Source organism: Roseomonas chloroacetimidivorans, from assembly GCF_049629625.1.
In the GTDB taxonomy this organism is placed as follows: domain Bacteria; phylum Pseudomonadota; class Alphaproteobacteria; order Acetobacterales; family Acetobacteraceae; genus Roseomonas; species Roseomonas chloroacetimidivorans.
This window is the reverse complement of sequence record NZ_JBNBZS010000013.1, coordinates 88,733-112,908: the sequence shown is the minus strand read 5'-3', so window position 1 is coordinate 112,908 and position 24,176 is coordinate 88,733. Positions and strand designations below refer to the sequence as shown.

General features: G+C 68.0%; 17 protein-coding genes and 2 pseudogenes. 10 read left to right on the top strand and 9 right to left on the bottom strand.

Going from position 1 to position 24,176, the window contains the following annotated elements; genetic code table 11:
- The 3 genes from ACO1BU_RS12235 to ACO1BU_RS12225 are packed head-to-tail and all read right to left on the bottom strand — an operon-like array spanning position 1 to position 2,812.
- Entirely contained in the window at positions 1 to 1,137 is a 1,137-nt protein-coding gene (locus tag ACO1BU_RS12235; protein WP_424136224.1) for an NAD(P)/FAD-dependent oxidoreductase, read from the bottom strand.
- On the bottom strand, positions 1,134 to 2,519 hold the full coding sequence (locus tag ACO1BU_RS12230) for an FAD/NAD(P)-dependent oxidoreductase (RefSeq protein ID WP_424136223.1): 1,386 nt from the start codon (positions 2,517 to 2,519) through the stop codon (positions 1,134 to 1,136). Before ACO1BU_RS12230 ends, ACO1BU_RS12235 begins: the two co-directional genes overlap by 4 nt.
- Complete coding sequence (locus tag ACO1BU_RS12225) at positions 2,501 to 2,812, bottom strand: (2Fe-2S)-binding protein (protein ID WP_424136222.1); 312 nt, start codon at positions 2,810 to 2,812, stop codon at positions 2,501 to 2,503. Before ACO1BU_RS12225 ends, ACO1BU_RS12230 begins: the two co-directional genes overlap by 19 nt.
- 196 nt (positions 2,813 to 3,008) lie before the next feature.
- On the opposite strand from ACO1BU_RS12225, the gene ACO1BU_RS12220 reads away from it, so the two are divergent.
- From ACO1BU_RS12220 to ACO1BU_RS12210, 3 genes are all read left to right on the top strand, one after another.
- Complete coding sequence (locus ACO1BU_RS12220; RefSeq protein WP_424136221.1) at positions 3,009 to 5,090, top strand: hydantoinase/oxoprolinase family protein; 2,082 nt, start codon at positions 3,009 to 3,011, stop codon at positions 5,088 to 5,090.
- Between the two features lie 11 nt (positions 5,091 to 5,101).
- A complete protein-coding gene (locus ACO1BU_RS12215; protein WP_424136220.1) occupies positions 5,102 to 7,084 on the top strand; it encodes a hydantoinase B/oxoprolinase family protein in 1,983 nt (660 codons plus the stop codon).
- A 306-nt stretch (positions 7,085 to 7,390) separates the two neighbouring features.
- A complete protein-coding gene (locus ACO1BU_RS12210; protein ID WP_424136280.1) occupies positions 7,391 to 7,789 on the top strand; it encodes a LysR family transcriptional regulator substrate-binding protein in 399 nt (132 codons plus the stop codon).
- Positions 7,790 to 7,965: 176 nt separating this feature from the next.
- On the opposite strand, the gene ACO1BU_RS12205 is transcribed toward ACO1BU_RS12210, so the two are convergent.
- Positions 7,966 to 8,541 carry a TetR/AcrR family transcriptional regulator gene (locus ACO1BU_RS12205; protein ID WP_424136219.1) on the bottom strand — a complete coding sequence of 192 codons (576 nt, stop codon included), beginning with the start codon at positions 8,539 to 8,541 and terminating at the stop codon, positions 7,966 to 7,968.
- Positions 8,542 to 8,686: 145 nt separating this feature from the next.
- Here ACO1BU_RS12205 and ACO1BU_RS12200 point away from each other — a divergent pair, with 145 nt between their 5' ends.
- From ACO1BU_RS12200 to ACO1BU_RS12190, 3 genes and pseudogenes are all read left to right on the top strand, one after another.
- Positions 8,687 to 9,739: a catalase family peroxidase gene (locus tag ACO1BU_RS12200; protein ID WP_424136218.1), complete on the top strand. Its 1,053-nt coding sequence runs from the start codon at positions 8,687 to 8,689 to the stop codon at positions 9,737 to 9,739.
- Complete coding sequence (locus tag ACO1BU_RS12195; protein WP_424136217.1) at positions 9,736 to 10,284, top strand: cytochrome b; 549 nt, start codon at positions 9,736 to 9,738, stop codon at positions 10,282 to 10,284. The genes ACO1BU_RS12200 and ACO1BU_RS12195 overlap by 4 nt, the downstream gene beginning before the upstream one ends.
- A 328-nt stretch (positions 10,285 to 10,612) precedes the next feature.
- Positions 10,613 to 11,074, top strand: a pseudogene (locus ACO1BU_RS12190) (sulfatase-like hydrolase/transferase); the annotation flags it as partial.
- A gap of 51 nt (positions 11,075 to 11,125) precedes the next feature.
- On the opposite strand, the pseudogene ACO1BU_RS12185 reads toward ACO1BU_RS12190, so the two are convergent.
- A pseudogene (locus ACO1BU_RS12185) lies at positions 11,126 to 11,288 on the bottom strand (cytochrome ubiquinol oxidase subunit I); the annotation flags it as partial.
- Between the two features lie 677 nt (positions 11,289 to 11,965).
- Between ACO1BU_RS12185 and ACO1BU_RS12180 the strand changes: the two are divergent.
- Entirely contained in the window at positions 11,966 to 13,075 is a 1,110-nt protein-coding gene (locus tag ACO1BU_RS12180; protein ID WP_424136216.1) for an OmpA family protein, read from the top strand.
- A gap of 502 nt (positions 13,076 to 13,577) precedes the next feature.
- Here ACO1BU_RS12180 and ACO1BU_RS12175 read toward each other — a convergent pair.
- Positions 13,578 to 13,838, bottom strand: a complete 261-nt coding sequence (locus ACO1BU_RS12175) for a hypothetical protein (RefSeq protein WP_424136215.1) — start codon at positions 13,836 to 13,838, stop codon at positions 13,578 to 13,580.
- A 1,004-nt stretch (positions 13,839 to 14,842) separates the two neighbouring features.
- Positions 14,843 to 16,633 (bottom strand): putative bifunctional diguanylate cyclase/phosphodiesterase, encoded by a 1,791-nt coding sequence (locus ACO1BU_RS12170; RefSeq protein WP_424136214.1) that lies wholly within the window; start codon positions 16,631 to 16,633, stop codon positions 14,843 to 14,845.
- A gap of 522 nt (positions 16,634 to 17,155) precedes the next feature.
- Here ACO1BU_RS12170 and ACO1BU_RS12165 point away from each other — a divergent pair.
- The 3 genes from ACO1BU_RS12165 to ACO1BU_RS12155 all read left to right on the top strand — a co-directional run bounded on the left by ACO1BU_RS12165 (position 17,156) and on the right by ACO1BU_RS12155 (position 21,997).
- Positions 17,156 to 18,136, top strand: a complete 981-nt coding sequence (locus ACO1BU_RS12165) for a Bug family tripartite tricarboxylate transporter substrate binding protein (RefSeq protein WP_424136213.1) — start codon at positions 17,156 to 17,158, stop codon at positions 18,134 to 18,136.
- A gap of 116 nt (positions 18,137 to 18,252) precedes the next feature.
- On the top strand, positions 18,253 to 19,458 hold the full coding sequence (locus ACO1BU_RS12160) for a TRAP transporter substrate-binding protein (protein WP_424136212.1): 1,206 nt from the start codon (positions 18,253 to 18,255) through the stop codon (positions 19,456 to 19,458).
- 10 nt (positions 19,459 to 19,468) lie between these two features.
- A complete protein-coding gene (locus ACO1BU_RS12155; protein WP_424136211.1) occupies positions 19,469 to 21,997 on the top strand; it encodes a PAS-domain containing protein in 2,529 nt (842 codons plus the stop codon).
- Positions 21,998 to 22,042: 45 nt separating this feature from the next.
- Here ACO1BU_RS12155 and ACO1BU_RS12150 read toward each other — a convergent pair whose 3' ends face one another.
- Positions 22,043 to 23,056 (bottom strand): dipeptidase, encoded by a 1,014-nt coding sequence (locus ACO1BU_RS12150; RefSeq protein WP_424136210.1) that lies wholly within the window; start codon positions 23,054 to 23,056, stop codon positions 22,043 to 22,045.
- Positions 23,057 to 23,060: 4 nt separating this feature from the next.
- Positions 23,061 to 24,161: a serine hydrolase domain-containing protein gene (locus ACO1BU_RS12145; protein WP_424136209.1), complete on the bottom strand. Its 1,101-nt coding sequence runs from the start codon at positions 24,159 to 24,161 to the stop codon at positions 23,061 to 23,063.
- Between the last annotated feature and the right edge of the window lie 15 nt (positions 24,162 to 24,176).

Genomic DNA, 24,176 nt, shown 5'->3' with positions numbered 1-24,176 from the left:
TCACGCCGCGGCCTCGGCGAAGCGGGCGATGTGGAAGGGCTCGATCGGCGTCTCCGTCCGCCCCGTGGCGATCAGCTCCGCCATCACCTCGCCCACACCGGGGCCGAGCTGGAAGCCGTGGCCGCAGAAGCCGAAGGCGTAGAACAGGCCGGGCCATTTCGCGCTCGGCCCCATCACCGGGATGTCGTCGCGCATGTAGCCCTCGATCCCGCTCCAGCTCCGGATGATCCGCAGAGCGCCCAGCGCCGGCACCATGCGGCGAAGCTGCGTGAACTGATGCAGGGTGATGCGCGGGTTCGCGCGGAAGGGCGGCCTGTCCAGCTCGGCTGGCCCGTGCCCCGTGCCGCCGAAGACGATGTTCCCGCGCTTCACCTGCCGCAGGTAGATCACCTCCCGGATGTCCTTGGTGGTGATCCCCAGCACCGGTTCCAGCGCATAGGGCACCGGCTCCGTCACCCCCATCTGCGGGCCACGCGGGGTGAGGGGCACCGGCTCGGCCAGCCGCGCCGCGATCCGCCCGCCCCAGGCTCCCGCCGAGACCTGCACCACTGGAGCGCGCCAGCAGCGGCCATCCGCCGTGTCCAGTCGGAAGTCGCCTCCCTCGCGCTCAATGTTCAGCACTTCCGTGTTCTCCTCGATCCGCGCCCCCGCGCGCCGGGCGGCCCGGGCGAAGGCAGGGGCGGCGAGGCGAGGATTGGCGTGGCCGTCATGTGGAGAATAGGAGCCGGCAAGGACCTCAGTGGAGAGCCAGGGAAACCGCGCGCGCACCGCGTTCCCGCTGAGGATCTCGAGTTCCAGCCCGTAGGGCCGTGCGCCGTCGCGATAGGCCTCCATGTTCGCCACCGCCTCGGGCGTGTAGGCGACGCGGAGATGGCCTGTGGGGAGGAACTCCGCCTCCTCGCCCAGCAGCTCCGGCAGCCGGCCCCAAACGGCGCGGGAGCGGTTCGCAAGGGGAAGCTGCGGCAGGAAGCGCCCCTGCCGCCGCACGTTGCCGAAATTGACCCCGCTGGCCTGCTGCCCCACCAGCCCGCGCTCCAGCAGAATGACGGAAAGGCCGCGCTGCCGCAGGAAGAAGGCGGTGGCGGCACCCATCAGCCCGCCCCCCAGAACCAGCACGTCGGCGCGGTTGTCGCTCATTCCGCCTCTTCCAGCGTGACGGCAACGGGCAGGGGCTTCACCGGCGCTTGGCCGCGCAGCCGCCCCGCCGCCTGTACGGGCAGGCTGCGTGCGGCCGCGACGATCTCAGCCCCCGCCATGCCGCAGTACCGGCCCTGGCAGCGCCCCATGCCGACGCGGCTGAAGGCCTTGGCGCGGTTGACCTCCCGCGCGTCCAGTTCCGTCGCGGTGCGCCGCAGGTCGCCGGCTGTGATCGTTTCGCAGCGGCAGACCAGGGTTTCGTCGGGCAGGTTGGCGACAAGATCGGCCGGCCAGGGGAAGGCGAGGGCCAAGCCGCGGCGGAAGCGGTCCATCACCCGCTTCCCCCGCCGCAGCACCTCCAGGTCATAGCCGGGCGGCGCCGGCAGGCCGAGGTCGCGCAGAGCGGCCAGCGCCGCCAGCCGCCCAGCAACCTCTGCCCCGTCCGCGCCGAGGATGCGCACCCCATCGCCGGCGAGGTACACGCCGGAAACCTCGCTGCGCCCATCCTCGTCGGCACGGGGGAGCCATTGGCGACTGTCCGGGTCATAGTCAAAGGAGCAGCCCGCGAGGTCGGCGAGCTGGCTTTCCGCCCGCAAATGCCAGCCCATGCCGACAGCATCGCAGGTGATCACCTCCTCGCCCCCGTCCGAACCGGCAATGGCAAGGCCCGCCACGCGGGTTCCGGTGGCATCGGCCAGGATGCGGCGGGGCACCACGCCCCGGCGGATGGGCACGCCCGCCCGCATGAGCCGCCCTATGAGCGCAGCACCCTTGGCGAGCAGCGCGGGGCGGGATGCCATCAGCGGCAGCCCCTTCCAGCGCGCTCCCGGGGGCGCCGTGTCCAGCACGGCCGCGACCTCCGCTCCAGCCTTCACGTACTGCGCCGCGACGAGATAGAGCAGCGGCCCTGAGCCGAGGAAGGCGACGCGGCTTCCGATCGCGCAGGCCTGGGCCTTCAACGCGATCTGGGCGGCGCCCAGGCTGAAGGTGCCGGGCAGAGTCCAGCCGGGCAGGGGGATCAGCCGGTCCGTGGCACCGGTGGCGAGGATCAGCGCGTCGAAGGGCAGGATGCACGCCCGCTCGCCGCTCTGCAGATAGAGCTCCCCACCATGGATGTTCCAGGCCAGGGTTTCCGGCAGATGCTCGATCTTCGGGCGCAGCGCGTCGAAGGTGGCGTGCAGTGCCGTCGCGCGGCTGGCCTCTGTACCGTAGAGCGCGCGCGCGTCGCGCCGGAAGCCCGGGGGCTGGCGGCGGTAGATCTGGCCTCCGTTGTTCCGCCCCTCATCCACCACCACAGGCCGCAGCCCGGCCGCGGCCAGGAGCTCAGCCGCCCGCGTTCCGGCCGGTCCGGCGCCAACAATCACTATCCGAGGTGGGGCCATGGAGCCTCCCGCGTCACGATCCGTATTCCCGCCGCGAGCGGCGTGCCGCAGGCCCGCAGGCGCTCGCCCTCCTCGGTCCAGACCCAGCAGTCCTGGCAAGCCCCCATCAGGCAGAAGCCCGCCCGCGGGCCGTCCCCGAATTCCGAGACGCGCAGCGCGGCGGCATTCAGCAGGATGGCCGTGAGCAGCGTGTCGCCCTCCAGCCCCGTGGCGGGCTGGCCATCGATGGTGAAGGCGATGCTCGGCCGGTCCGTCTCGCCGAGCCGCCGCAGGAGGGGAGTGCCAATGGTCATCAACGATCTCGCCGCAACCGCCGTGCCACTCTGCCCGTCTCCCCTTCCGATCTGCACGAGCGAGGATCGGGCCGGCGGCGCGTCCGGGTCCAATTGCTTCTCACGTAGCGTCCAGAACCCCGGGTTATTGATCCATGGCCCATAACCCCCGGTTTGTAGGGACACCCGAGAAGTCATTGGCCGGGCCCGACCGGGCATGGCAGTCATCCCCGGCGATGCGGGGAGCATGTGGATGGGCTGGCGCGTGGGTGTCGATGTCGGCGGCTCCTTCACCGACTTCGCCGCGCTGCACGAGGAGGATGGGCGCCTCGTCACCCTCAAGGTCTTCTCCAGACCTGACGCGCCTGGCGCCGAGATCGAGCAAGGGCTGGGCCTGCTTGCCGCGCGGCACGGCGTCGCGCCGGAGGAGGTCGCCTACTTCACCCATGGCACGACGGTGGGCATCAACACCGTCATCCAGCGCAACGGCGTGCCGCTCGCCCTCCTTACCACGCGCGGCTTTGAGGATGTGCTGGAGATGGCCCGGCTCAAGATGCCGCGCTACCACAACCTCTATGCCCGCCGCCCCGATCCGCTGGTCCCGCGCGATCGCGTCTTTGGCATCGAGGAGCGCATCCGCGCCGATGGCCGCGCGCTGCTGCCTGTCTCGCGGGATAGCGTGCTGGCCGCCCATGCCGCCGCGCGCGCGGCCGGCGCCGAGGCGATCGTCATCGCCCTGCTCCATGCCTGGCGCAGCGACGCGCATGAGCGCGAGGTGGAGGCCATCCTGGCCGAGATCGATCCTGCCTTGCCCGTGTTCCGCGCCAGCGCTGTCTGGCCGATCATCCGAGAATACGAGCGCAGCGTAACGGCCTGCATCAGCGGTTACGTACAGCCCCGCGTGGCCCACTACCTCGATCGCTTCGAGGAGACGCTGGCCGGGCTCGGCGTTCCCGCGGCACCGCGCATTACCCGCTCCAACGGCGGGGTGATGGCGCTTCGGCAGGCCAAGGCCGAGTGCGTGCAGATGATTCTTTCTGGCACAGCCTCTGGCGTAATCGGCGCCGGCTTCATCGCGCGCCAGTGCGGCTTTCCCCGCCTGCTGACCCTCGATATCGGCGGCACTAGCGCGGACCTGGCGGTGCTGCTGGACGGCGAGCCCGAGTATGGTACGGGCGAGGTGATCGGCGACTTCCAGATCCACATCCCCTCCGTCTCCGTCACCTCCATCGGCCAGGGCGGCGGCTCTATCGCCTGGGTGGACGATTTCGGCGTGCTGCAGGTCGGGCCGCGAAGCGCAGGATCGACGCCGGGGCCCGCCTGCTACAACAAGGGTGGCACTGAGCCGACAATCACCGACGCTGTGGCCGTGCTCGGGCTGATCGGCCACAGCGACCTCGGCTACAGCGCCGTGCGGCTGGACGTGGAGGCGGCGCGTAGGGCCGTGGGCCGCATCGCCGAGCGGCTGGGCACGACGGCGGAGGAAGCAGCCGCGGGCATCCTCGAACTCTCCGTTTCCGCCATGTACGCCGATGCCAGCGGGTTGATCTCCCGCTTCGGCCTGGACGCGCGCGAGTTCAGCCTGCTGGCCTTCGGCGGCGCCGGCCCGATGCTTGCCTGCTTCCTGGCGCGGGAGCTGAACATGGCGGGCGTGGTGGTGCCGCCGACACCCGGTGTGCTGAGCGCCCTCGGCGGCCTGGTCGCCGATCTCCGCAGCGACTTCATCCGCACCCTCTACGCCACGCTTCAACCGGGGGTCGAGACGCCGCTGCGCGAGGCGCTGGAATCCATGCGACGTGACGCGACGACGTGGCTGGTGGAAGAGCAGGGCTTCACCGGCACGCCCGTCATCAATGTTTCTGCCGAGATGCGCTACCGTGGCCAGTCCTTCGAGGTGGACACGCCGGTCGAGGCGCGCTGGATCGAGGCCGGCGATGTCGAGGCTCTGCGCACTGCCTTTCACGCTCAACACGAGCGCCTCTACGGCCACGCCGATCCGAAAGAGGTGGTGCAGGTTGTCTCGCTTCGCCTCCTCATCGCTGGGGCGACGCCGAAGCCTGTCCTTCCCCGCGTCGCCGAGGCAACCGCCCCTGCCATACCGGAGGCGGTGGTGCAGGCCTTTTTGGATGGCGCGCCCCGTCCCGTGCCGCTCTATGCGCGCGCGTGCCTGCGCGCCGGCCATACCTTCCCCGGCCCCGCCATCATCGCCCAGCCTGACAGCACCACCTGCGTGCCGGCCGGCTTCGCGGTGACGGTGGATGGCTTTGGAAACCTCATCATCACCCCCGAATCCCGCTGAGGGTGCTTCCGATGTCCATCGACCGCCGCAGTCTGCAGATCCTGGCTAATCATTGCGGTGCCGCCGCCGACGCGATGGCCTTCACCCTGATGCGCACCGCCCACTCCGCCTTCGTGAAGGAGACGGAGGACTTCTCCTGCACGCTGGTAACGCCGGAGGGCATGGCCTTTGTCTCTCCTCGCCAGTTCGGCGCGCCCTGGTACAGCGGCATCGACTACGGACCGGTGCTCGAGATGATCCCCTCCTACGAGGAGGGCGATATCTGCATCACCAACGATCCCTATAGCGGCAACGTGGCCACCCATACGCCGGACATCCACATCTGGAAGCCTGTTTTCCACGGTGGCCAGATCGTCTGTTTCGTGGTCGGCCACATCCACAACACCGATGTCGGCGGCGCCGTCCCCGCCTCGCTCTCCCGCTCCCTTACGGAGATCGAGCAGGAGGGCATACGCGTGCCCCCGCTGAAGCTCGTCAGCCGCGGCCAGATGAACGACGACGTGCTGCGAATCATGCAGCTCAATGTCCGCGCGCCTGGCCAGAACTGGGGCGACCTGAAGGCGCAGATTGCCTCCGTCAATATTGGCGAGCGCAAGATCCACGAGATCATCGCCCGCTTCGGGATCAGCACCTTCCGCGACGGCACCCGCGAGATGCTGGACTACGCGGAGGAGCAGGCTCGCGCGGTGATCCGCGGCATCCCCAACGGGGAGTACTTCTTTGCCGACTTCGCCGATGAGGACGGGGAGGGGGGCGTCCCCTGCCGCGTCGCCCTGACCCTGAGAGTCCAGGACGAGACGGTGGAGCTGGACTATACCGGCAGTGACCCGCAGGTGGCTTCCTCCCTCAACATGCCCACCGGCGGGCGGGAGCGGCACCCGCTCGGCCTCGTCGGCCTCACCTATGTTCTCTACACGCTGAATAACGACCTGCTGCTGAACGCCGGCACGTTGCGCGCCGCGCGGGCCATCATGCCGGAGGGCACGGTGGTGAACGCCGTCGCCCCCGCGGCCGTCGGCATGCGCTCGCTCACCTGCATGCTGACGCAGATCGTCACCTTCGGCGCCTTCTCGCTCGCGCTGCCCGACCGAATGCCCGCCACTTCACCCGGCGGCAATTCCATCATGAATGTCCGCACCACGGGCTGGGATGGCCGGCCCGTCATGGCCTCCATCGGCCCCGTGGGCGGCGGGGGCGGGGGCACGCCGATCTCGGACGGCCCGAACGGTGCGGGAGGCGCCCAGGCCTTCCTGAAGAATACGCCTATTGAGATCAGTGAGGCGGAGGTGCCTATTCTCTTCCGCCGCTACGGGTTGTGGCCGGACAGCGCCGGGCCGGGTCGCTACCGCGGTGGCCTCTCGGCCGTGATGGAGTTCCAGGTGTTCTCCCCGGACACGGTGGTGACGGCCCGCAACCGTAACCGCTCCGTTTTCGCGTCCTGGGGCGTCATGGGCGGCCGCGCGGGCGCTACCTCGCAGTTCCTGCGCAACCCCGGAACGCCGGGGGAGCTGAGCCTCGGCAACACCGACATCTTGCGCTGCGAGCCCGGCGACGTCGTCCGCGTGGTTGGCGCCGGCGCGGGCGGCTATGGCGACCCCCTCACACGCGACCCGAAGCTGGTGGCCGAAGACGTCAGCCGGGGGTTCGTCTCGCTGGACCGAGCACGGGACGCCTATGGTGTGGCTTTACGCAACGGGGCCGTGGACGAGGCCGCTACTCGCGCCCTGCGCGCCGAGGCTGGCCGCGCGCAGCCGTCGGGCCATTTCGACCTGGGTGATGCCCGCCGCGCTTTCGAGGCGCTTTGGCCAGAGGAGCGTTACGAGGCGTTGACCCGCTTCCTGGCAGGCCAGCCGCTCCGCTGGCGTCACCACCTCAAGCGGCGCTTCTTTGCGGCCGTTGCAGCGGGGATAGGGGCCGAGCTGGGCCTGGCCGAACAGATGGACCGGATCGGCGCTGAGCTGCTGGCGGTGGCAGGGCTGCAAGCAGAGCGTTGACGTCACCCGGCTTGGACCTGGATCGAAGGCATTCTGACGTCCTGCTGGGCGAGTTGGCTTATCGCTTCCCCTAAGGCGCGCAGGGAAGGCCTGCCTCGTTCTTGGTGCCCGTAGCAGGTGTCGCTGATCCTTGACGGGGCTCTGGCGGATGATCGGCGCAGGCGCACGACCGCATGCTGTTGTCGCGCCAGGCTCGGCGCTTGTTGAAGTAGGCCGGCTGCCGCCGGCGAAAAGAGCCAGAGCCGGTGCCTTGGAAATCGGGCGCCATCGTTCCGGGTTGCTCATGACAGGCGTGCCCGCTGGAAACTGACCAGAGGCGAGAAACTGGATGGCCTGTGCGGCCGCTCATCCCGCCCCATCTATCATGAGCGCCATCGCGGAGGTGGTGCTGCGACGACCCTCGGCGCTCGCCTTGCTCCTCCTAGCCAACTCCTACCACAGGGCCCTCGCGCGGGCGTGGACGTCCGGCCGGCCTTCCAGACGCGGAGCGCGCTAAGCGCGCTGGCAATGGTCCGGGAGGGAGTCGGGATCGGCTTGGTCACGCGGCTCATGGCTGCCTCCGTGAGGATGACCGACATCACTCTGCTGCCGGTGCAGGACGCCGTGCTGAGCCGAGAGGTAGGTGTCGCTACGGTGCACGGGCGCGCGCTGCTGCCGAGTGGACGAGCCGCCGCCGAGGTGCTGCGGCAGGCCCACGCGGAGTAACGATCGTAGGTTAGCAGCCAGCAGCTGAGGCGATGGAAGAACCGGATTGGGCACCCAGCGGAAGAGCTGACCCGACCGCAGGCGGGATGTCCAGTTTCGGGCTGCGGCACGACGAAGCGGATGCGCGAGAGCAAGCCTGGTCTGGTTGAATGCACGGCCTGGCTGACAGCACCACTCTAATGGAGCCGGACGATACGCGAGAGTAGCGTCTCCGTGATCGCCGTGAAGCGTTCCGGCTCGCCAAATGCTCTTGCCGACAGCATCGCTCCGTAAATGGCCGACATGAAAGCGTCAGCCTCTTCCGCCGGCGACCTGACCAGCGACACGCTGCCCTGGCGGACACCCAGGGCGAGGAGCCGCGCCAGCCATCCCGTGAGATCGGCGAAGTGCAGCCTGACGGAGGCCGCGAGATCATCCGGCAGGCTCGGAAGCTCGGCGGCAAGCATCGCGGCTACGCAGAACGGCGCGGTGTTGTCCGCAATGCAGCGCTCCCAATAGGTCGCATAGGCACGGAGCTGGGCGCTGGCCTCCGGTTCCGCTTCCGCCAATTGCTCAACCTGCAAGCGGATCACCGCGCGCGACTGCTCCACGACCGCCTTCGCCAAATCGCTCTTGCCTGGGAAGTGGTGGTGGATGCTTGCCTTCCGGACGCCGATCACTTCGGCCACATCAGCATAGCTGAAGCCGTTGTACCCCCGCGTCATGATGAGGCGCCGCGCTTCGTCGATGATTCGCTCAGAAGTGGACCGCATCGTTCCCTTTGTTTCCCTTCTACTAGGTAGGTAGTCGCTTGACGCGGGGCCGACAACGGCGCTTAGTCTACCTACTAGAAGGGAGACACATGGCCCGCCGGGCCATGGTGATCGCCCTGGGTCCGCAGCATTCGAGGAGTGCATCATGCAGGCATCCCATAGGCCGAGCTCTCGCCTAAGCGCCTTCGCCGTCATCGGGGCTGTGCTGTGCGGCGCCACTGCCGCCTTTGCCTACACTGCCGGATGGATCTCGCCGGATCGCCTCTCGCGCGAGAAGGTGCTGGCTGGCCTGAGCCCTCCAGGAGGTCCTGCGCCTGGCCACCGGCGCAATCACGTGAAGGGTATCTGCTTCACCGGAACTTTCGAGGCCAACGGTGTCGGCACGGCCCTCTCCCGCGCATCGTTGCTCTCCACCGGCTCCTATCCCGTGATCGGGCGGTTCAACCTCGGCACCGCTGACATCTCGGAGCCCGATGCCAAGCCCCGGGCGCGCGGACTGAGTCTCCAGATCCTCGGGCCTGACGGCTCGGAATGGCGTACCGCCATGATCACCGCGCCCTTCTTCCCTGTCTCTACCCCAGAAGCCTTCTACGCCCTGCTCCAGGCCTCGCGGAGCAAGGAGCCGGGTGCCATGCGTGCCTTTGCCGCGGCGCATCCGGAGATCGCCCGCTTCGGTGCTTGGGCTGCCAGCGCTCCCTGGACCGGCAGCTATGCCGAGGAGCGCTATAACTCACTAAACGCGTTCATCTTCACCGATGCGCAGGGGCAGGACCATGCCGTCCGCTGGTCGATGCGCCCGCAGGCGCAGCCCGTGCCTGTCCCGCCTGACCAGCTCGCCACCCGTCCACCGGATTTCCTGAACGAGGAGATCAAGGCCCGGCTCGCCGCTGGCCCGCTGCGCTGGACCATGGAGGTGACCGTGGCCGAGCCCGGTGACCCCGTGGCCGATCCGAGCCAAGTCTGGCCCGAGAGCCGTCGCACCGTCGATGTCGCCACCCTCACGATTCAGGCGCTGCAGGACGAGGCCGATGGCCCCTGCCGGGATGTCAACTACGACCCGACCGTGCTGCCCCGGGGCATGAGCGTCTCTATCGATCCCTTTCCGGCCGCCCGCTCCTCCGCCTACGCGCTTTCGTACCGGCGGCGCGCAGCAGAGGACGCCCAGTACCCTCGCACCACTCCGGGAGCCCATCCATGACCCGCCTGCGTTTCAGCCCGCTACAGCGCGTCCTCCACTGGCTGATGGCAGCCTGCATCCTGGCCATGCTCTTCATCGGAGTAGGAATGGTTTCGACCATATCGGCCCGCTACCTGACGCTCGTCTCCATTCACAAGCCGCTTGGCATCGCAATTCTCGTCCTCGCCCTGCTGCGCCTGATCCTGCGCCTGCGACGTGGTGCCCCCGCGCTGCCGGCAGACCTGCCAGAGCCGATGAAGCTCGCCGCCCATCTCTCCCACATTGTCCTCTACGCGCTGATGATCGCCATGCCACTGCTGGGCTGGGCGATGCTCTCGGCCGAGGGAATCCCTGTGCTGCTCTCTGGCGGCATGCGCCTACCGCCCATCGCGCCGCAGAGGCCGGACCTATATGCCCTGCTTCGAAGCGCGCATGGATACCTCGCCTATGCCTTTTTCGCTGTGATCCTGCTCCATCTGGGCGCGGCCCTCTACCATGCGCTGATACGCCGCGACGGAGTGTTCAGCGCGATGGCGCCGGTTGCGACACGCCGCCTTAGTCGCTGACACGTCAGCCGATACCTAACGGCCGATGCGGAAGCCCAGCTTCCCGAACAGGGCCTTCAGGCCTGGGGCAGAGATCGTCGTAGATGGTGGAATAGCGGAGCTGTGAAGGTCCGCCTTCGGCGGTCCACCTGGAGCGACCGTCCGCTGGCGAGGGGCGCTGAGCCGCCATGGCAGAGTCTGGCCGGTGGCCGCGGGCGTTTTCGAGGCGATCGTGCGCGACCTTCAGGTGCTGCTGCGGTTAAAGACGGGCCGTGCTCCCGAGCCGACGGCCGCGGTGCTGGACGGCCGCACGCTCCGCTCCTCGCCAGAGAGGGGGCACCACGCGGCCATGGCGGGGCCAAGCGAAAGCGCGGCTCGAAGGTGCACGCGGCCGTCGGCATGTGGGGCCACCTGCTCGCCCTTCATGTCTTCCTTCGTGGCACTACAGGAATTCTTCGTCCTCTACCCGCTCGACCGGCTGCCGCCCCGCAAGCTCGGTCCGCGCGCCGGCCATCGGCGACATCCCTGGATCGAGGCGCAGGACCGCATCCGGCCGCACAACAAAATCCTCCGGAGCGAGGAGGAGCGGCAGGCCGCGGTGGCGGCCTGTTCCGCGCTCTGCGGCTACGTCCATTCGAACGTGGGCGTCGTGCTCGACGCGCTGGAACGCTCCGGCCCTATCGTCAGCACGCGCGTGATTTACACCAGCGACCGCGGCGACAACGTCGGTGCCCGTGGCCTCCGAGGCAAGAGCAACCTCTACCAGGAATCGGTGGCTGTCCCGATGCTCATGGCCGGCCCCGGCATTCGGCCGGGCGCGGTCGAAACCCCGATCAGCCTGATCGATCTGTATCCCACGATCCTGGACGCTGGTGCGCCAGATCGGGCGCCCGATCATCAGATGGACGCTCATCCATGATGACCAGCATGAAGGAAAGGCCGAGGGGCAGTGGCACGAAGAGGAAGTGGTAGAGCGCGGTCAGCGCGAATTGCAGCCGCGACAGGTCGACGACACCGGGGTCCATTGGTTTGCTCGGCCCGACCGGCCGCCGCGCGCGTCGGGGGTGCGGTTCGGCCTGGGGATGACCCCAGAAGCCATGGATCGGGGGGGCGCTTTGATCTCGACCAAGGACCCGGGAGGGCGGCTCGGCGAAGAGGGGGGGCATGTCGCACCCCGATCGGATAAGCAACGCAAGGCCCGCCGCCAGGCCTGGCTGAGGGAGGCCAAGGCGCGGCTGGACTCCATGCCGGAGGCCTGCGAAGCGCCCCGCCCCGCGCGCCCGGCCATGCCTGGGGCGCCGCTGATCCGGCTCGTCGCCCCGGCGCCCCCGCTGATCAGGAAGGGCGCGGGCGCGGCAGATAGTCAGCCGCTCGGAGCGCTTCCAGGCCTCGTAGTCGGACTGGGGGATCAGGGTCTCGGCGACGGTTGTCCCGAACTTCGAGACGGTCTTGGGTGCCCTAATCTGATCCTCTGCATCGGGTCCGAAGGGACAACGCAGCCGAATGGCTACACCGCGTTCATCCTTCACGCCGGCCAGAGCGAAGCGAAGCGCGGCTGACTGTTGCCGGGGTGCCACGGGCAGCGAGTAGTCGCAAAAGAAGATCCCCGCAGCCCAGGGACAACTCTGGAGCGGGCGGCGGCGTGCGCGTATCCAGCGCTCGCGCAGATCGTAGTTGAAGCCCTGCCGATCAGGATATGATGATGTTAACGCGTGCGGCCCTGCTCGCAACCACTCTGCTCACCCTGCCACTGATAGCCCGTGCCGAACCTGTACAGGGCGTCTATGTCGCTGGCGCCGCAGGCGTGAACCTCCTTGCCCGCTCCGTGGGTGACGCCGAAATCCCGCTTCTTCAAGCGCTTCAAGCCACAGGCGTCTCGGACCGCTCCGAGTTGCGGTGGGACCTGGGCTGGGCCGGCATCGCCAGCCTCGGTTACGGCTTCAGTAATGGCCTTCGTATCGAGGCTGAGGGTAGTTTCCGGGAGAACAGCCTGGACCGGGCTACTGTTTTTGGCGCGGTGGCCAGCCAGATTGGCGGCCATGCGCGTAGCTACGGCGCAATGGGCAATGTGCTCTATGACTTCAACACCCCCGGATGGTCCGTAACGCCCTATCTCGGCCTGGGCCTGGGCTATGTCTGGCACGAGTATGACGGCTTGCGCGGCACGTTTGGCCGTGTGCGTGCAGGCATCGACGACACCGACGGATCCTTTGCCTATCAGGCGATGGCGGGTCTCTCCATGGATCTGGGTATCGCTGGTCTCGCGCTGACTGCCGAATACCGCTTTCTCGGCACGTTGTTCCCAGAGATGGAACTGCTGGCCAGCAATGCCGTCACGCGCACCCCGCTCGGCCAGGGCACGCTGGAGGTGGGGAATTACAATCACTCCGTCCTGATCGGCCTGCGCTACAACTTCGGTGCGCCGCGCCAGGCCCCGGTGCCCGTCGCTGCCCCGGCTCCGGCCGCTGCTGCTCCGGCTCCGGCCCGCACCTACCTGGTGTTCTTCGACTTCGACCGCGCTGACCTGACGGACCGCGCCCGCCGGATCATCGGCGAGGCCGCCCAGGCCGTGCAGAGCACCGGCACGACCCGCATCGAAGTGGCCGGCCATGCCGACCGCTCGGGCACGCCGCAGTACAACCAGCGCCTGTCCATGCGCCGCGCCGAGGCCGTTGCGGCCGAGCTCGCGCGCCGGGGCATCGCCCGCAATCAGATGTCGATCCAGGCCTTCGGCGAGAGCCGTCCGCTGGTCCCGACCGCCGATGGCGTACGTGAGCCGCAGAACCGCCGCGTCGAGATCGTCCTGCGCTAGGAGACGGCAAGCCTCCTGGCACCGTAAGAGGCTCCGCCCACAAGGCGGGGCTCTTGCGTTGAAGGGCTGATGGCTGCTGTACTGCCAGCCCTGGCCACCTTGCGCGGCCCTCGCTCTCGGCATCGTTTACTTGCCTGACCCGGTTGGCGCATTCGCCAGAGTAGGGGTGCCCGCAACCCTAGCCTGCCGCAGGCCTATGCCCGGCGGTCCTAAACCACCAAAGCAGCAGAGGTCGCCCCGTCGCGAGCCGCGAATGGCGGGGCAGCTCGTGTGTATTGGGGGGAAGGGCCGTTCCTATTCGCCAGGAAGCAGCGGCACGTCAGCCAAGCAAAAGCGGCAGCGCAAGGGGGTGCGCTGCCGCTTGGGGGAAGCAACGCAGGGGGCTGCGTCGCGGCTGCAACCCTGATCGGGCAGATGACTACCCACAACCCCAAATCCGCCGTTCGGTGGCAGATCTGGCACAGTGTTGCCGTTCGATCACAAAGGGCGGTGCTGTCTGCTATCAATTTGCCGAGGAAATGCCTCGATGAAGAGCGGCCTCCTCCTGCAACGCCTTCCTCACAATCTCTGCCGCGTCATCAGTCAAGGCGACACAGACCCGCCGGCGGTCAGATCCATGAAAGTAGCGCCGCACCAATTTTGCTTTCTCAAGCGCGTCCAGCTTGCGCAAGGCGGTGCTCTGCGGCGCGCCGGAGGAGACACAAAGCGATGATACAGAGACATGGCCACCCTCAGCCCGGACAGCTGCGAGATCGAGCAGCATGTCCCAGGCCGGCCACTCAAAAATCTCGCCGATCGCCGTGCGACGGCGGTGCGCACGAAGCTGGAGGAGCCGCTTCAACGCAGCCGGGGAGGTAGGGTCAGCAGACCTGGGCGCCTCATCACCGCGCGCATGCCGCACCGACAAGGGTGCCGCCTCGGCCTGGGAGGCAGCAACATTGAGGATGCGTTCAAACGTCGCTTTGAGTTCTGCCACTAGAGCTGCCGTGTCCGGCCCGTGCGAGGGGCCGCTCCCTAGGCGGGAAGGCGAGGCGGGCGGAGCAGTGCTGCTGGTGCTATGCGCCCCAACCGATGCTAGGACATGTGTCACAGAACTTAACCCTTTACGGAGCTCGGATGCACTTACGTTCGAGGTGGCATAGGTTTTCATCTCGCACATGCAGCATCCTTAGTTCAGCGCCACCGTACCTTTTTTGCAACACTTTGTCGGACCGGAGGGCCTTAATCGCTGAAGGCAAAAGCTCAGCAGCAGCCCAGCCATGGGTCCCCAGGGGCGGCAGCATAACGTCTGAGCTGATCTACCCGGCGCCGATCGTCGGGACGGCCGCGGACGGTGCAGGCAAGCTGGTCATGGCGCGCCGGGGCATTCCTGGCGCCGCCTTTGCCCGACGGGCAAGAGGACCGACACAGGAGCTACCAAGACCACCTCCTTGCTGCATTGGCGCCGCTGGCTCTCGCCTGTGCATCGCTGCCCCGTGCCACTGACCGCCTCTAGTGAACCAGATTGCCGCCCGGACGGAGAATTCATGCGGCCCCGATTTGCACTCGGCCATGGCGGTGAGCGCCCGTTAGCCCTCCTTCCGGGATCCGGGATCCGGGATCCGGGATCCGGGATCCGGGATCCGGGCGCCGCAGTGGTCTTATACGGACGGAGCAGGCGGGGAGTGGCACCATGCGCTGCCCAGAATTGCGGCCCTCCGATCGACCAGGTCCGATAAGGAGGACAAAACATCAGCAAACCCAGAGAGAGTTGTGTGGGTCTTCTAGCTAGAGGAAGTCAGTCGCAGGCCGGCGGGCACGAGGCGCATACGGGCTCTCTTGGCACCAGGCCACAAAATCGGAGGCGTCCATCGGGCGACCGAAGAGATAGCCTTGCGCCTCGTCGCAAGTCGTCTTTTCGATAAGAGCCAGGGCCTGCAGGGTTTCGATGCCCTCTGCCACCATGCGGTATCCGAGCTTGTGGGAAAGCTCGATCATCGTCGCGACAAGGGCGCGCTTACGCTCGTCGGTGACGATGTCACGCAGAAAGGACTGGTCGATTTTCACCACATGGGCAGGTATGCGCTGGAGATAGGAAAGGCTGCTGTACCCAGTCCCGAAATCATCAATTGCCAGACGAATTCCGGCCCGGGCAATGGCTTCAAGCGTAGCAATGGATCGGCTTGCATCCTCCATGAGGGCGCTTTCGGTGACCTCGAGTTCAAGACAGTTCGCGGCCAACGAATGATGCGCCAAGCCGGAGATCGCTCGCTCAACAAAGTCAGGCTCCAGAAGATTTACCGCTGATACGTTCACCGAGATTTGCAGGTCGAGGCCGGCATTGCGCCAAGCCGCAAGTTGCATCAGGGCGGCATCAAGCACCCATGCTGTTGTTGCCCTGACCAGCGAGGTCTGCTCGACGATCGGCATGAACTCGGCTGGCGAGATTTCGCCGAAGGTCGGATGCTTCCAACGGAGCAGAGCTTCCGCCCCGACGCACGCGCGCGAGGCGAGATCGACCCGGGGCTGAAAGACGAGCCGCAGCTGATTGGCGGCTTCGAGAGCCGTGCCGAAATCATTGAGAAGCCTAAAGCGGCGCTGGTGCACCGCATCCTGGCTCAGCGAGTAAACGCTGACGTTGTTGCCCGAACTCCGCGCATCCTGAGCAGCACTGTGGGCTCTCCTGAGCACATCCACTGGCTTGATCTCACTCAGCACGAACGGAACCAAGCCGACGGTCGTGGTGGTAACGAAGCGGGAATGTGCCGAGCTGCGAAGTTCATCCAGCTTTTGATTCAGCAGCGCGATATAGGCCTGCTCTTCAGCCCCCGGCGGAGCCAGATACGCAAACTGGGTCGCAGCGATGTGGTAGACCTTTCGCGTCGGGCCAATGGCCGAGGTGAGGGTCCGGGCCGCCTCGCTGACCATGGCGTCGGTAAAGGAGGACCCCATGACACGCACCGAGTTGCTGAGCTGCTCAGGACTCGCGAGATCCACCAGCACGGCGATACGTTGCTCATGACGAGGCCTGTCCCTGGCCAGATCTTCGAGGTCTTCGGCAAACTGGATACGGTTAGGCAGCCCACTGAGCGGGTCAACGCGGCCGAAGGCATGCTGCAACTCGATTTGCGCCATCGCCATGGCCGCGAGATCGGTCAAAGAGGCCAGTTCTGTAGCAGACGCCTGCCTTGGCTCCGTTCCAAGAACGCACATCGCGCCCAGGCCGAACCCGTCTCGTGTTGTCAACGGCGCCCCCGCGTAGAAGCGGACGCCCGTCCGAGCGAGGTGACTGTCGCGATAGCGCGAATCCTCCAGGAGGTCTGGAATGACGACCATGTGGGCGCACTCCGCCACCTGGGCACATGGTGCTTTGTCTCGCGGTATCGAGTTATGCGTGATGCCCACGCGCGACTTGAACCATTGCCGGTCGAGGTCGGTCAGGGAGACAGCGGCAATCGGCAGCCCAAAGATCTGGGCCGCCATGCGGGTAATACGGTCGAATGCCTCACTCGGTTCGGTGTCAAGCAGGTTGAGCTGACGCAGAGCATCGAGACGCGCCTCTTCTGACTTGTTTTCCACGACGCCCTCCTGATCCGGGACAGACCCTTGTGTGAGGTTTAACCTCCACTCGAGCGGGAAGTTCAGCACCCTGCTGAGGGGCTTGCATCGACCGCACCGGTCGCAACCGATACAGTTCCGAGAACCTCGTCCGCGGCCGCTATCTTCTCAAGCGCGCCCCCCCCCCGGAAAAGGTCGTTCGGGTTCCCTGCCTGGTACGACCATTATTCCTCCCCGGAAAGGGCGACCTCTTCAGGCTCTTGGTGGCGGCGCCCCGCTGTTCTTCTGGCCTCGTGCGGCATGGAGGCACGGGCCAGACATTCGTCCCTGAGCTTCCGCATTCTACGCGGCAGAGGCCGCTTACGTGGATCTGTTCGTGGTGGGAATCCGGGCTTCCTGTCCGATGCGGGGGCAGTTCCCCCGGCCGGTGGCCAGCCGGACAGTGCCAACAGGCGCCGATGCCGCACATCGTCGTGCGAGGCGCTAGACGCGGGAGGGCCGGCCGGTCCAGGCTTCATTTAACGACAAGACGGAGAGGAAACGATGGTCCAGATGGGAATTCGCCGGCGTTCGCTGCTTGGGGGGCTTGGCGCGGCCCTGCCGCTGGCGGCGCGCGCGGAGGGAGGCTATCCGACCCGCCCGATCACCATGCTCGTGGGCTTCGCGCCGGGGGGCGGCACGGACATTGTCGTCCGCATGCTGTCCCCGCGTTTGCAGGAGGAACTGGGACAGCCCGTCACGGTGGAGAACCGGCCGGGTGCCAGCGGCACTCTCGCCTCGGCCGCAGCGGCCCGATCGAAGCCGGACGGCTATACCCTGGTCACCGGAACGGTGAGCACCCAGTGCACAGTGGCACCGCTGCTGAATCCGCAGCCCTATGACCAGCTCCGCGACTTCACTCCCATCATGCTGGTCGGCACGCTGCCCCTGGTGGTCGTGGTACGGGCGGATAGTCCGGCGCGCGACGTGGCGGGACTGAAGGCGCTGGCGCAGGAGAAGCCCGATGGGCTGAACTATGGCACCTCGGGCGTGGGCAGCCAGCAGCACCTGGCGAGCGAACTGCTCTCCCGCCAGGGGAAGATGAGGATGACCCATGTTCCCTATCGCGGCACCGGCCAATCCGTGAACGCCCTGCTGGCTGGCGATGTGAATGTGAATATCGATACCCTGGCCACTTACCTGCCGCATATCCGCGCGGGTCGGATGCGGGCTCTGGCAACCACGCTGCCGCAACGCGCCTCCGCGCTGCCAGAGGTGCCGACGGTTCAGGAACAGGGTTTCCCGGGCTACGACATGTCCGTCTGGTACATGGTGCTCGGCCCGGCAGGACTGCCGACCGAAGTGGTGCGGCGCTGGGAAGCGGCGCTGGGCCGGACTATCGCCGACCCCACAATCAACCGGCGGCTGGTCGAAGCCGGCTACATTCCTGGCGGCGGCACGGCGACCGAGGCGGCCGCCCTGATCCGGCGTGACGCGGAGCGGCTGGGCCGGCTCGTTCAGGAGGCCGGCATACGCCTGGACTGAGAAATCCTGGGACGCGCGGGCGGAACGCGCATGATGCCGCCATGGGGCGCGCGTAGGTCCGCGCGACGCAACATTCCTCGACGTCGGCAACAGTTTGATGCCAAACTCCGCCTGGAATGGAATCGGCGGAGAAGCGGCCTGTTCGCCATTCCTTCGGCGATGCGGGGGATGCGGGCATGCGGGTGGGGAAGGTGGCTTCGCAGTCCCGCCTTCCGCTCCTGGGCAGACGAAGCTGGCGAACCCTTCTGAGCCTGTTTGTCGCGGGCATCACGTCTGGTGCGATGGCGCAGGGCAGTGGCCGGGTTTCTGGCCACGCGGCCTCTATCCATCTGCAGATCGTGGGCGGGCTGGCGGGGTTGACCCAGTACACGCGGCTGGAGGCGCCCTTCTGGCGGCAACGCGTGCCGCAGATCACCGACGGACGGCTGGTGGCCGATATCGAACCCTTCGACCGTAGCGGCATCCGGGGGCAGGACGCGCTACGCCTTCTCCGCCTGGGAGTGACGCCCTTCAGCACGGCGGAGCTCGGGCTCGTCGCTGCGGACGAGCCTGAGCTCGCTGCCCTCGAACTGCCCGGTATGGCGCCGGACACTGCGACTCTGCGTCAGGTGATCGACACCCAGCGCCCCTGGCTGAAGGCGCTGCTGCGGGACCGGCATGAGACGGAGCTCCTGGCCATCTATGTTTACCCGGCCCAGGTTGTGTTCTGCGCACGTCCCTTCCGTGGCCTGCTCGACCTTCGCGGCCGCCGAATCCGCACCTCCAGCGTGCTGCAATCGGAATGGGTGTCCGCCCTTGGCGCCGTGCCGGTGGTCGTTCCGTTCGCGGAAATCGTGCCTGCCATCCGGGCGAATGTGGTGGAATGCGCGATCACGGGCACCCTCTCGGGCTGGCAGATCAGGCTCAACGAGGTGACAGGCCACATCCACGCCATGGCACTGACCTGGGGCGTGACGCTCTTTGGCGCGAACAGGACCGCCTGGGACGCGCTGCCCCTGGAGATACAAGATCTGCTGCGGCGAGAGCTGGCCGAGCTGGAACACCGGATCTGGGAAACGGCAGAGGCCGAGACCGGGCTCGGCCTCGCCTGCAACACGGGCCAGCCGGAATGCGCGGGTGAGCAGGTGGAGGCCGCCGAGCTCCGCCCGCGCGGGCGCATGACCCTCGTGCCTGTTTCAGCGGAAGATGACGCCCTGCGGCGCCGGCTGGTGCGCGATGCCATCCTGCCACGCTGGGCGGAGCGCTGCGGCGATAGCTGCGGGGCGGGGTGGAACGAGCGGATCGGGGACGCGCTCGGCATCACCGCCCCCGTGACACCCTAGGGCCGGCGCGATGGCCGCCCGCCCAGGATCCCGTCATGGCCGCGCCTGGCTCTGGGTCCTTCTAGGCACGCTTGCCCTGCTGGCGTTGCAGGCGGCGATCACTGCGATCATCTGCCGGCAGGGCCGGCAGTCCGCCGCGCTCTATGCGCAGCAGGCGGTCAGCACTGCGGCGGAGGGTGCGGCAGCCTCCGCGAACCGTGCTTTCCTCGCCGTGGACAGCGCGCTGGCCGGCCTTCCAAGCCTCCTTGCGGCCGCGGTGCCGGAGGCCGGCCTTTCTCCCCAAGAGCGCTCCGCCGCGTTCTCCCGTGTGCTGACAGCGCTTGGCGATAGCAGCCTGGTCTTCCGGGACCTGATCCTACTGCCGAGGGAGGGGGGCCTGCCCCTTGCCGCCGCCCTGCCTGGTTCGCGGCGCCGGCCGCCGCCCGTGCCCCATGCGGCCCTGCTCGCCCCGCCACGGGCCGATGCCATGACAGGCCGCGCCACCATTGTCGGTCCCGTGCCGAACCCCGCAACGGGTGAATGGGCCCTCTTTTTTGCGCGGCCTGTTTCGATGCCGGGCCAGCCGCCCATGCTTGCGGTGGCGGAGCTGCCGGTGCCCCTGATCGCCTCGGGCCTGGGCAGCGCCGGCGCACGCGGCGAAATGCCCGGGCTGCGCGTCCTTCTGATCCGTGTTGATGACCGGGTGCTCATGGCCAGTGCTCCGCATGACGAGGCCCGGATCGGCCGCCCGATGCCGCCTCCGGTGGCGGCCGGCACGGAGCCCGGACGCTTCAACGCGGTGCGGCGCACGCTCTATCCAAACGTGCATGTCGTCGCGACGCAGGAGGCCGGGGCGGCGCTGCGGGACTGGAACGAGACCGAGGCGCGCATCCTCTACGCGGCCGGCGGTCTGGCCGTCCTGACCACCGTCGTTGCCGTGCTGCTCGTCGCCATGTTGCGCCAGCGGAACCGCGTCGAGGCGGAGCGGGCACGCGGCAGGCTGATGCTCGAATCCTCCATCGAGGCCATGTCGGATGGCTTTGTCATGTGGGACGAGCAGGACCGGCTGATCGTCTGCAACCAGCGCTACCGAGACTTCTACCGCGCCAGCGCCCCCGCGATCCGCCCGGGCGCCACGATGACGGAGATCATGCGTTACGGCGCGGAGCACGGGCAGTATCCGGAGGCCGGCCCGGACAAGCAGGCCTTCGTTGCCGAAGCGATGGCCCATTATCGCCAGCCCTGGAACGCGGCGCCGGTGGAGCGGCTGTTGCCGGACGGGCGCTGGATCCTGGTGACGGAGCGCCGCGTACCCGGCGGTGGTTCCGTCGGGATCCGGACGGACATCACGCAACAGAAGCGCGCCGCCGCCGATCTTGCCGAGGCACGCGACCAGGCGGCCGCGGCCGCGGCCGCCAAATCGCGCTTCCTGGCCCGGATGAGCCATGAGTTGCGGACCCCGCTCAACGGGGTGCTCGGCATGGCGCAGGCCCTGTCGAAGGACCCGGTGCTGCCGCCCGAGCAGCGTGCCCGCGCCGCCATGCTGGAAGAGGCAGGGCGGCATCTTCTGGCGGTCGCGAATGACGTGCTGGACCTGGCCCATGTGGAGGGCGGGCGCATGCCGCTCCGGCCCGAGCCGACAGCGCTGCTGCCCCTCCTGCGGGCCTGCGCGGCGCTGACCCGTTCCGCCGCGGTGGCCAGGGATGTCGTGATGGAGCTTGAGTACGATCCCACGCTTCCGCCGGCGGTCATGCTGGATTCCATGCGTTTCCGGCAATTGCTGCTGAATCTGCTCTCCAATGCCGTGAAGTTCACCGCCGTGAACGGACGCGTGATTGTGCGCGCCGTCCGGTCGGAAGCGGACCGCCTTCGCCTCGAGGTGCTGGACACCGGGCCAGGCATCCCGCCAGACCAGCGCATCAACATCTTCCGTGACTTCGTCCGGCTGGACGGCAATGGGCCCGCCGAGGGTATGGGCCTGGGACTGGCGATCGCGACCGGCATTGTCGAGGCAATGGGCGGCAGCATCGGCGTGGACGACAACCCAGAGGCCGTGGCCCGTGGAGGCACCGGATCCCTCTTCTGGGCGGAGTTGCCGCTTATTCCAACGGAGTTGGCGACCAAGGCATCGGCCGCCCAGGCGCAGGGGCGGTCGCTGCGGGTGCTGGTGGTGGACGACGTGGCCACCAATCGCTCGGTCGCCCGTGCCCTGCTGGAGCGTGCCGGGCACCGGGTGGAGTTGGCCTCCGGCGGCGCCGAGGCCGTGGAGGCGGTCGCCCGCACGGCCCGGTCGGGCGAAGCCTTCGATCTTGTACTCATGGATCTCGCCATGCCCGGCATGGACGGACTCGAGGCGACGCGGCGGATCCGGGACCTTCCACAGGAAGAAGGACGCGACGTGCCGGTGGTCGCGCTGACAGCCGGCGTCATGAACCGCGACAGCGCAGCCTGTCAGGAGGCGGGCATGACGGGCTTCCTGGCCAAGCCCGTGACGCTGGAAGCGCTGGCGGCCGAGCTGGCGCGCGTTGCCCCGAAGGCGGCGAAGGCACCGGCGGCGTAACGCCGGGATCGCTCTGAAGGCGGCCTGGGCGGCCAGCCGGCCCGGTCAGAAACCGATCGCGGCTACCTCTTCCGCCTGGCGCCAGACGCGCAGGAAGTTGCCGGCCCAGAGCAGGCCGATCGCCTTCCGGTCGTACCCGCGGCGGTGCAGCACCTCGGTCAGCGCGCCGGACTCACCGGCATGCATCCAGCCCGTAACGCCGCCACCACCGTCGAAGTCGGAGGAAAGGCCGACATGCTCAATTCCAATGCGACGCACAGCGTGGTCCACATGATCGGCAATATCCTCCACCGTGGCGGTGAACCGGCCATCCGGGCCGGGGTCGCGCAGGAAGGCGGGCACGGCGGTGATCTGCACCAGCCCGCCGGAGTCGCGCAGCGCATCCAGCTGCTCGTCATCCAGGTTGCGCGGATGCTGGCGAAGCGCGGCGCAGCAGGCATGGGTTGCGACGATCGGAGCACGGGAGACTTCCACCGCCTGCATCATTGATGCCTTGGAGGCGTGCGACACGTCCACAAGCATGCCCAGCCGGTTCATCTCCTCGATCGCCTGCCGGCCGAGGGTCGAAAGCCCGCCATGCAGCGTGGTCGGCTCGGGTCGGTCCCGGCGCGGGCGGGCCGCGTCGGCCAGGTCGTTATGCCCGTCATGGGTAAGGGTGAGATAGATCGCCCCCAACCCGCGCCACAGCGCCAGGCGGGAAAGGTCGTGTCCCATGGCGTTGCCGTTCTCCACCGCCAGCAGGATGGAGACGGCGTTGGCCGCATGTGCCGCCTCCAGCTCCGCCACGCGCGTCACGATCCGGCGGCCCTCGCCATGAGCCGTGTCGCGGATGTGGCGGAGCATGGCCTCGGCGCGGGCGCCGGCCTCGGCATGATCCTCCGGCGTTCGCGGGCCCTGCGGCGTGTAGGCGATGAAGACCACCGCCTTCAACCCGCCGGCCTTCATCCGCGAGAAATCGACGCAGCGCTGCGTCACCCCGCGGGGGTCGACCATCTCTGGCCAGGGGATGTCGACATGGGTGTCGAGGGTGAGGGTCTCGGCGTGGATCTCGGCGTGCATGGTCTTACTTCGTGCGGGCGTCGGAGACGCGGGCGATCATCTGTGGCAGCGCCTCCGGATGGAGCCAGCGGAAGACGGCAACAAGACGGGTGGCGGGCTCGATCCATATCGTGTTGCCGCCGGCGCCCACGGCGAAGAGGCTGGCGCGGTCTGCCTTGGGGAAGCGGCCGCTGCGGTTGAGCCACCACATGAAGCCATAATCCGGGTGGAGCGCGACGGGCGCGCCGGATTCCGCCACCCAGCCTTCCGGCAGGATGCGGCGGCCTTCCCACACACCGTCATGCAGCATCAGTAGGCCGATGCGCGCTTGGTCCTCGGCATCCGTCACGATGCCGCCGCCCCAGTGGCCGCCGCCGGGGACGGAAATCATGGGAATGCCGCCGATCTCGACGGTGGCGTTCCGGTAGCCCTCCCACCGCCAGTTCGGGGAGGAGCCAATAGGGTCCGCCACGCGGGCCTTCCACACCTCCGGCAATGGGCGGCGGAAGCGGTGGAGCAGGGCAAGGGAGAGAACGTTCACGCGGACATCGTTGTATTCCCAGTGCTCGCCGGGGGCGGCGAGGGGGCGGGGCCAGCCCTTGGGCTTCTTGCCCTCACTGGCCAGGTCGCGGCCGCGGTCGATCTGGTCGGCCTTGCCGAAGAGCGTGCCCTCCCACTCGCTGGTCTGCTGGAGCAGCATGCGCCAGGTGATGGCGCTGTTGCGCGGACCGGCGAAGGCGGGGTCGTTCACGCTGGCGGCGACGGGGGCGTCGAGATCCGGGATCAACCCATCGCCATGCGCGATGCCCGCGAGGATGGAGAGGCAGGACTTGGCGACGGAGAAGGTCATGTCCGCCTGACGCGTGTTGCCCCACCGCGCGGCGACCACGCCGTCCCGCAGGATCAGGCCGTTGGGGGCGCCGCGCGGCACGACCGGACCCAGCACCTCATTGTCCGGCGCGGGCTCGAAATGCCCGCCCTCCAGATGGGCCAGCAGGTCGCGGGGAAAGGGTGTTTCCCGGCTCTTGGCGAAGGCAACGGCCTCGGCAAGGCGGGCGGGGTCGAAGCCCAGCGCCTCGGGGGCGGTCTCGGGCAGCGGGGCGGGGTAGGGGGCAGGGAAGCTCATTGCCGCCCAGGGTGG

Coding starts and splice junctions, on each gene's coding strand:
- ACO1BU_RS12215 (WP_424136220.1), top strand. CDS start 5,102: ATGTCCATCGACCGCCGCAGTCTGCAGATCCTGGCTAATCATTGCGGT.
- ACO1BU_RS12230 (WP_424136223.1), bottom strand. CDS start 2,519: ATGGCCCCACCTCGGATAGTGATTGTTGGCGCCGGACCGGCCGGAACG.
- ACO1BU_RS12205 (WP_424136219.1), bottom strand. CDS start 8,541: ATGCGGTCCACTTCTGAGCGAATCATCGACGAAGCGCGGCGCCTCATC.
- ACO1BU_RS12235 (WP_424136224.1), bottom strand. CDS start 1,137: ATGAGCGACAACCGCGCCGACGTGCTGGTTCTGGGGGGCGGGCTGATG.
- ACO1BU_RS12195 (WP_424136217.1), top strand. CDS start 9,736: ATGACCCGCCTGCGTTTCAGCCCGCTACAGCGCGTCCTCCACTGGCTG.
- ACO1BU_RS12220 (WP_424136221.1), top strand. CDS start 3,009: ATGGCAGTCATCCCCGGCGATGCGGGGAGCATGTGGATGGGCTGGCGC.
- ACO1BU_RS12200 (WP_424136218.1), top strand. CDS start 8,687: ATGCAGGCATCCCATAGGCCGAGCTCTCGCCTAAGCGCCTTCGCCGTC.
- ACO1BU_RS12155 (WP_424136211.1), top strand. CDS start 19,469: ATGGCCGCCCGCCCAGGATCCCGTCATGGCCGCGCCTGGCTCTGGGTC.
- ACO1BU_RS12175 (WP_424136215.1), bottom strand. CDS start 13,838: ATGCTGCTCGATCTCGCAGCTGTCCGGGCTGAGGGTGGCCATGTCTCT.
- ACO1BU_RS12165 (WP_424136213.1), top strand. CDS start 17,156: ATGGTCCAGATGGGAATTCGCCGGCGTTCGCTGCTTGGGGGGCTTGGC.
- ACO1BU_RS12150 (WP_424136210.1), bottom strand. CDS start 23,056: ATGCACGCCGAGATCCACGCCGAGACCCTCACCCTCGACACCCATGTC.
- ACO1BU_RS12180 (WP_424136216.1), top strand. CDS start 11,966: ATGTTAACGCGTGCGGCCCTGCTCGCAACCACTCTGCTCACCCTGCCA.
- ACO1BU_RS12145 (WP_424136209.1), bottom strand. CDS start 24,161: ATGAGCTTCCCTGCCCCCTACCCCGCCCCGCTGCCCGAGACCGCCCCC.
- ACO1BU_RS12160 (WP_424136212.1), top strand. CDS start 18,253: ATGGAATCGGCGGAGAAGCGGCCTGTTCGCCATTCCTTCGGCGATGCG.
- ACO1BU_RS12225 (WP_424136222.1), bottom strand. CDS start 2,812: ATGACCATTGGCACTCCCCTCCTGCGGCGGCTCGGCGAGACGGACCGG.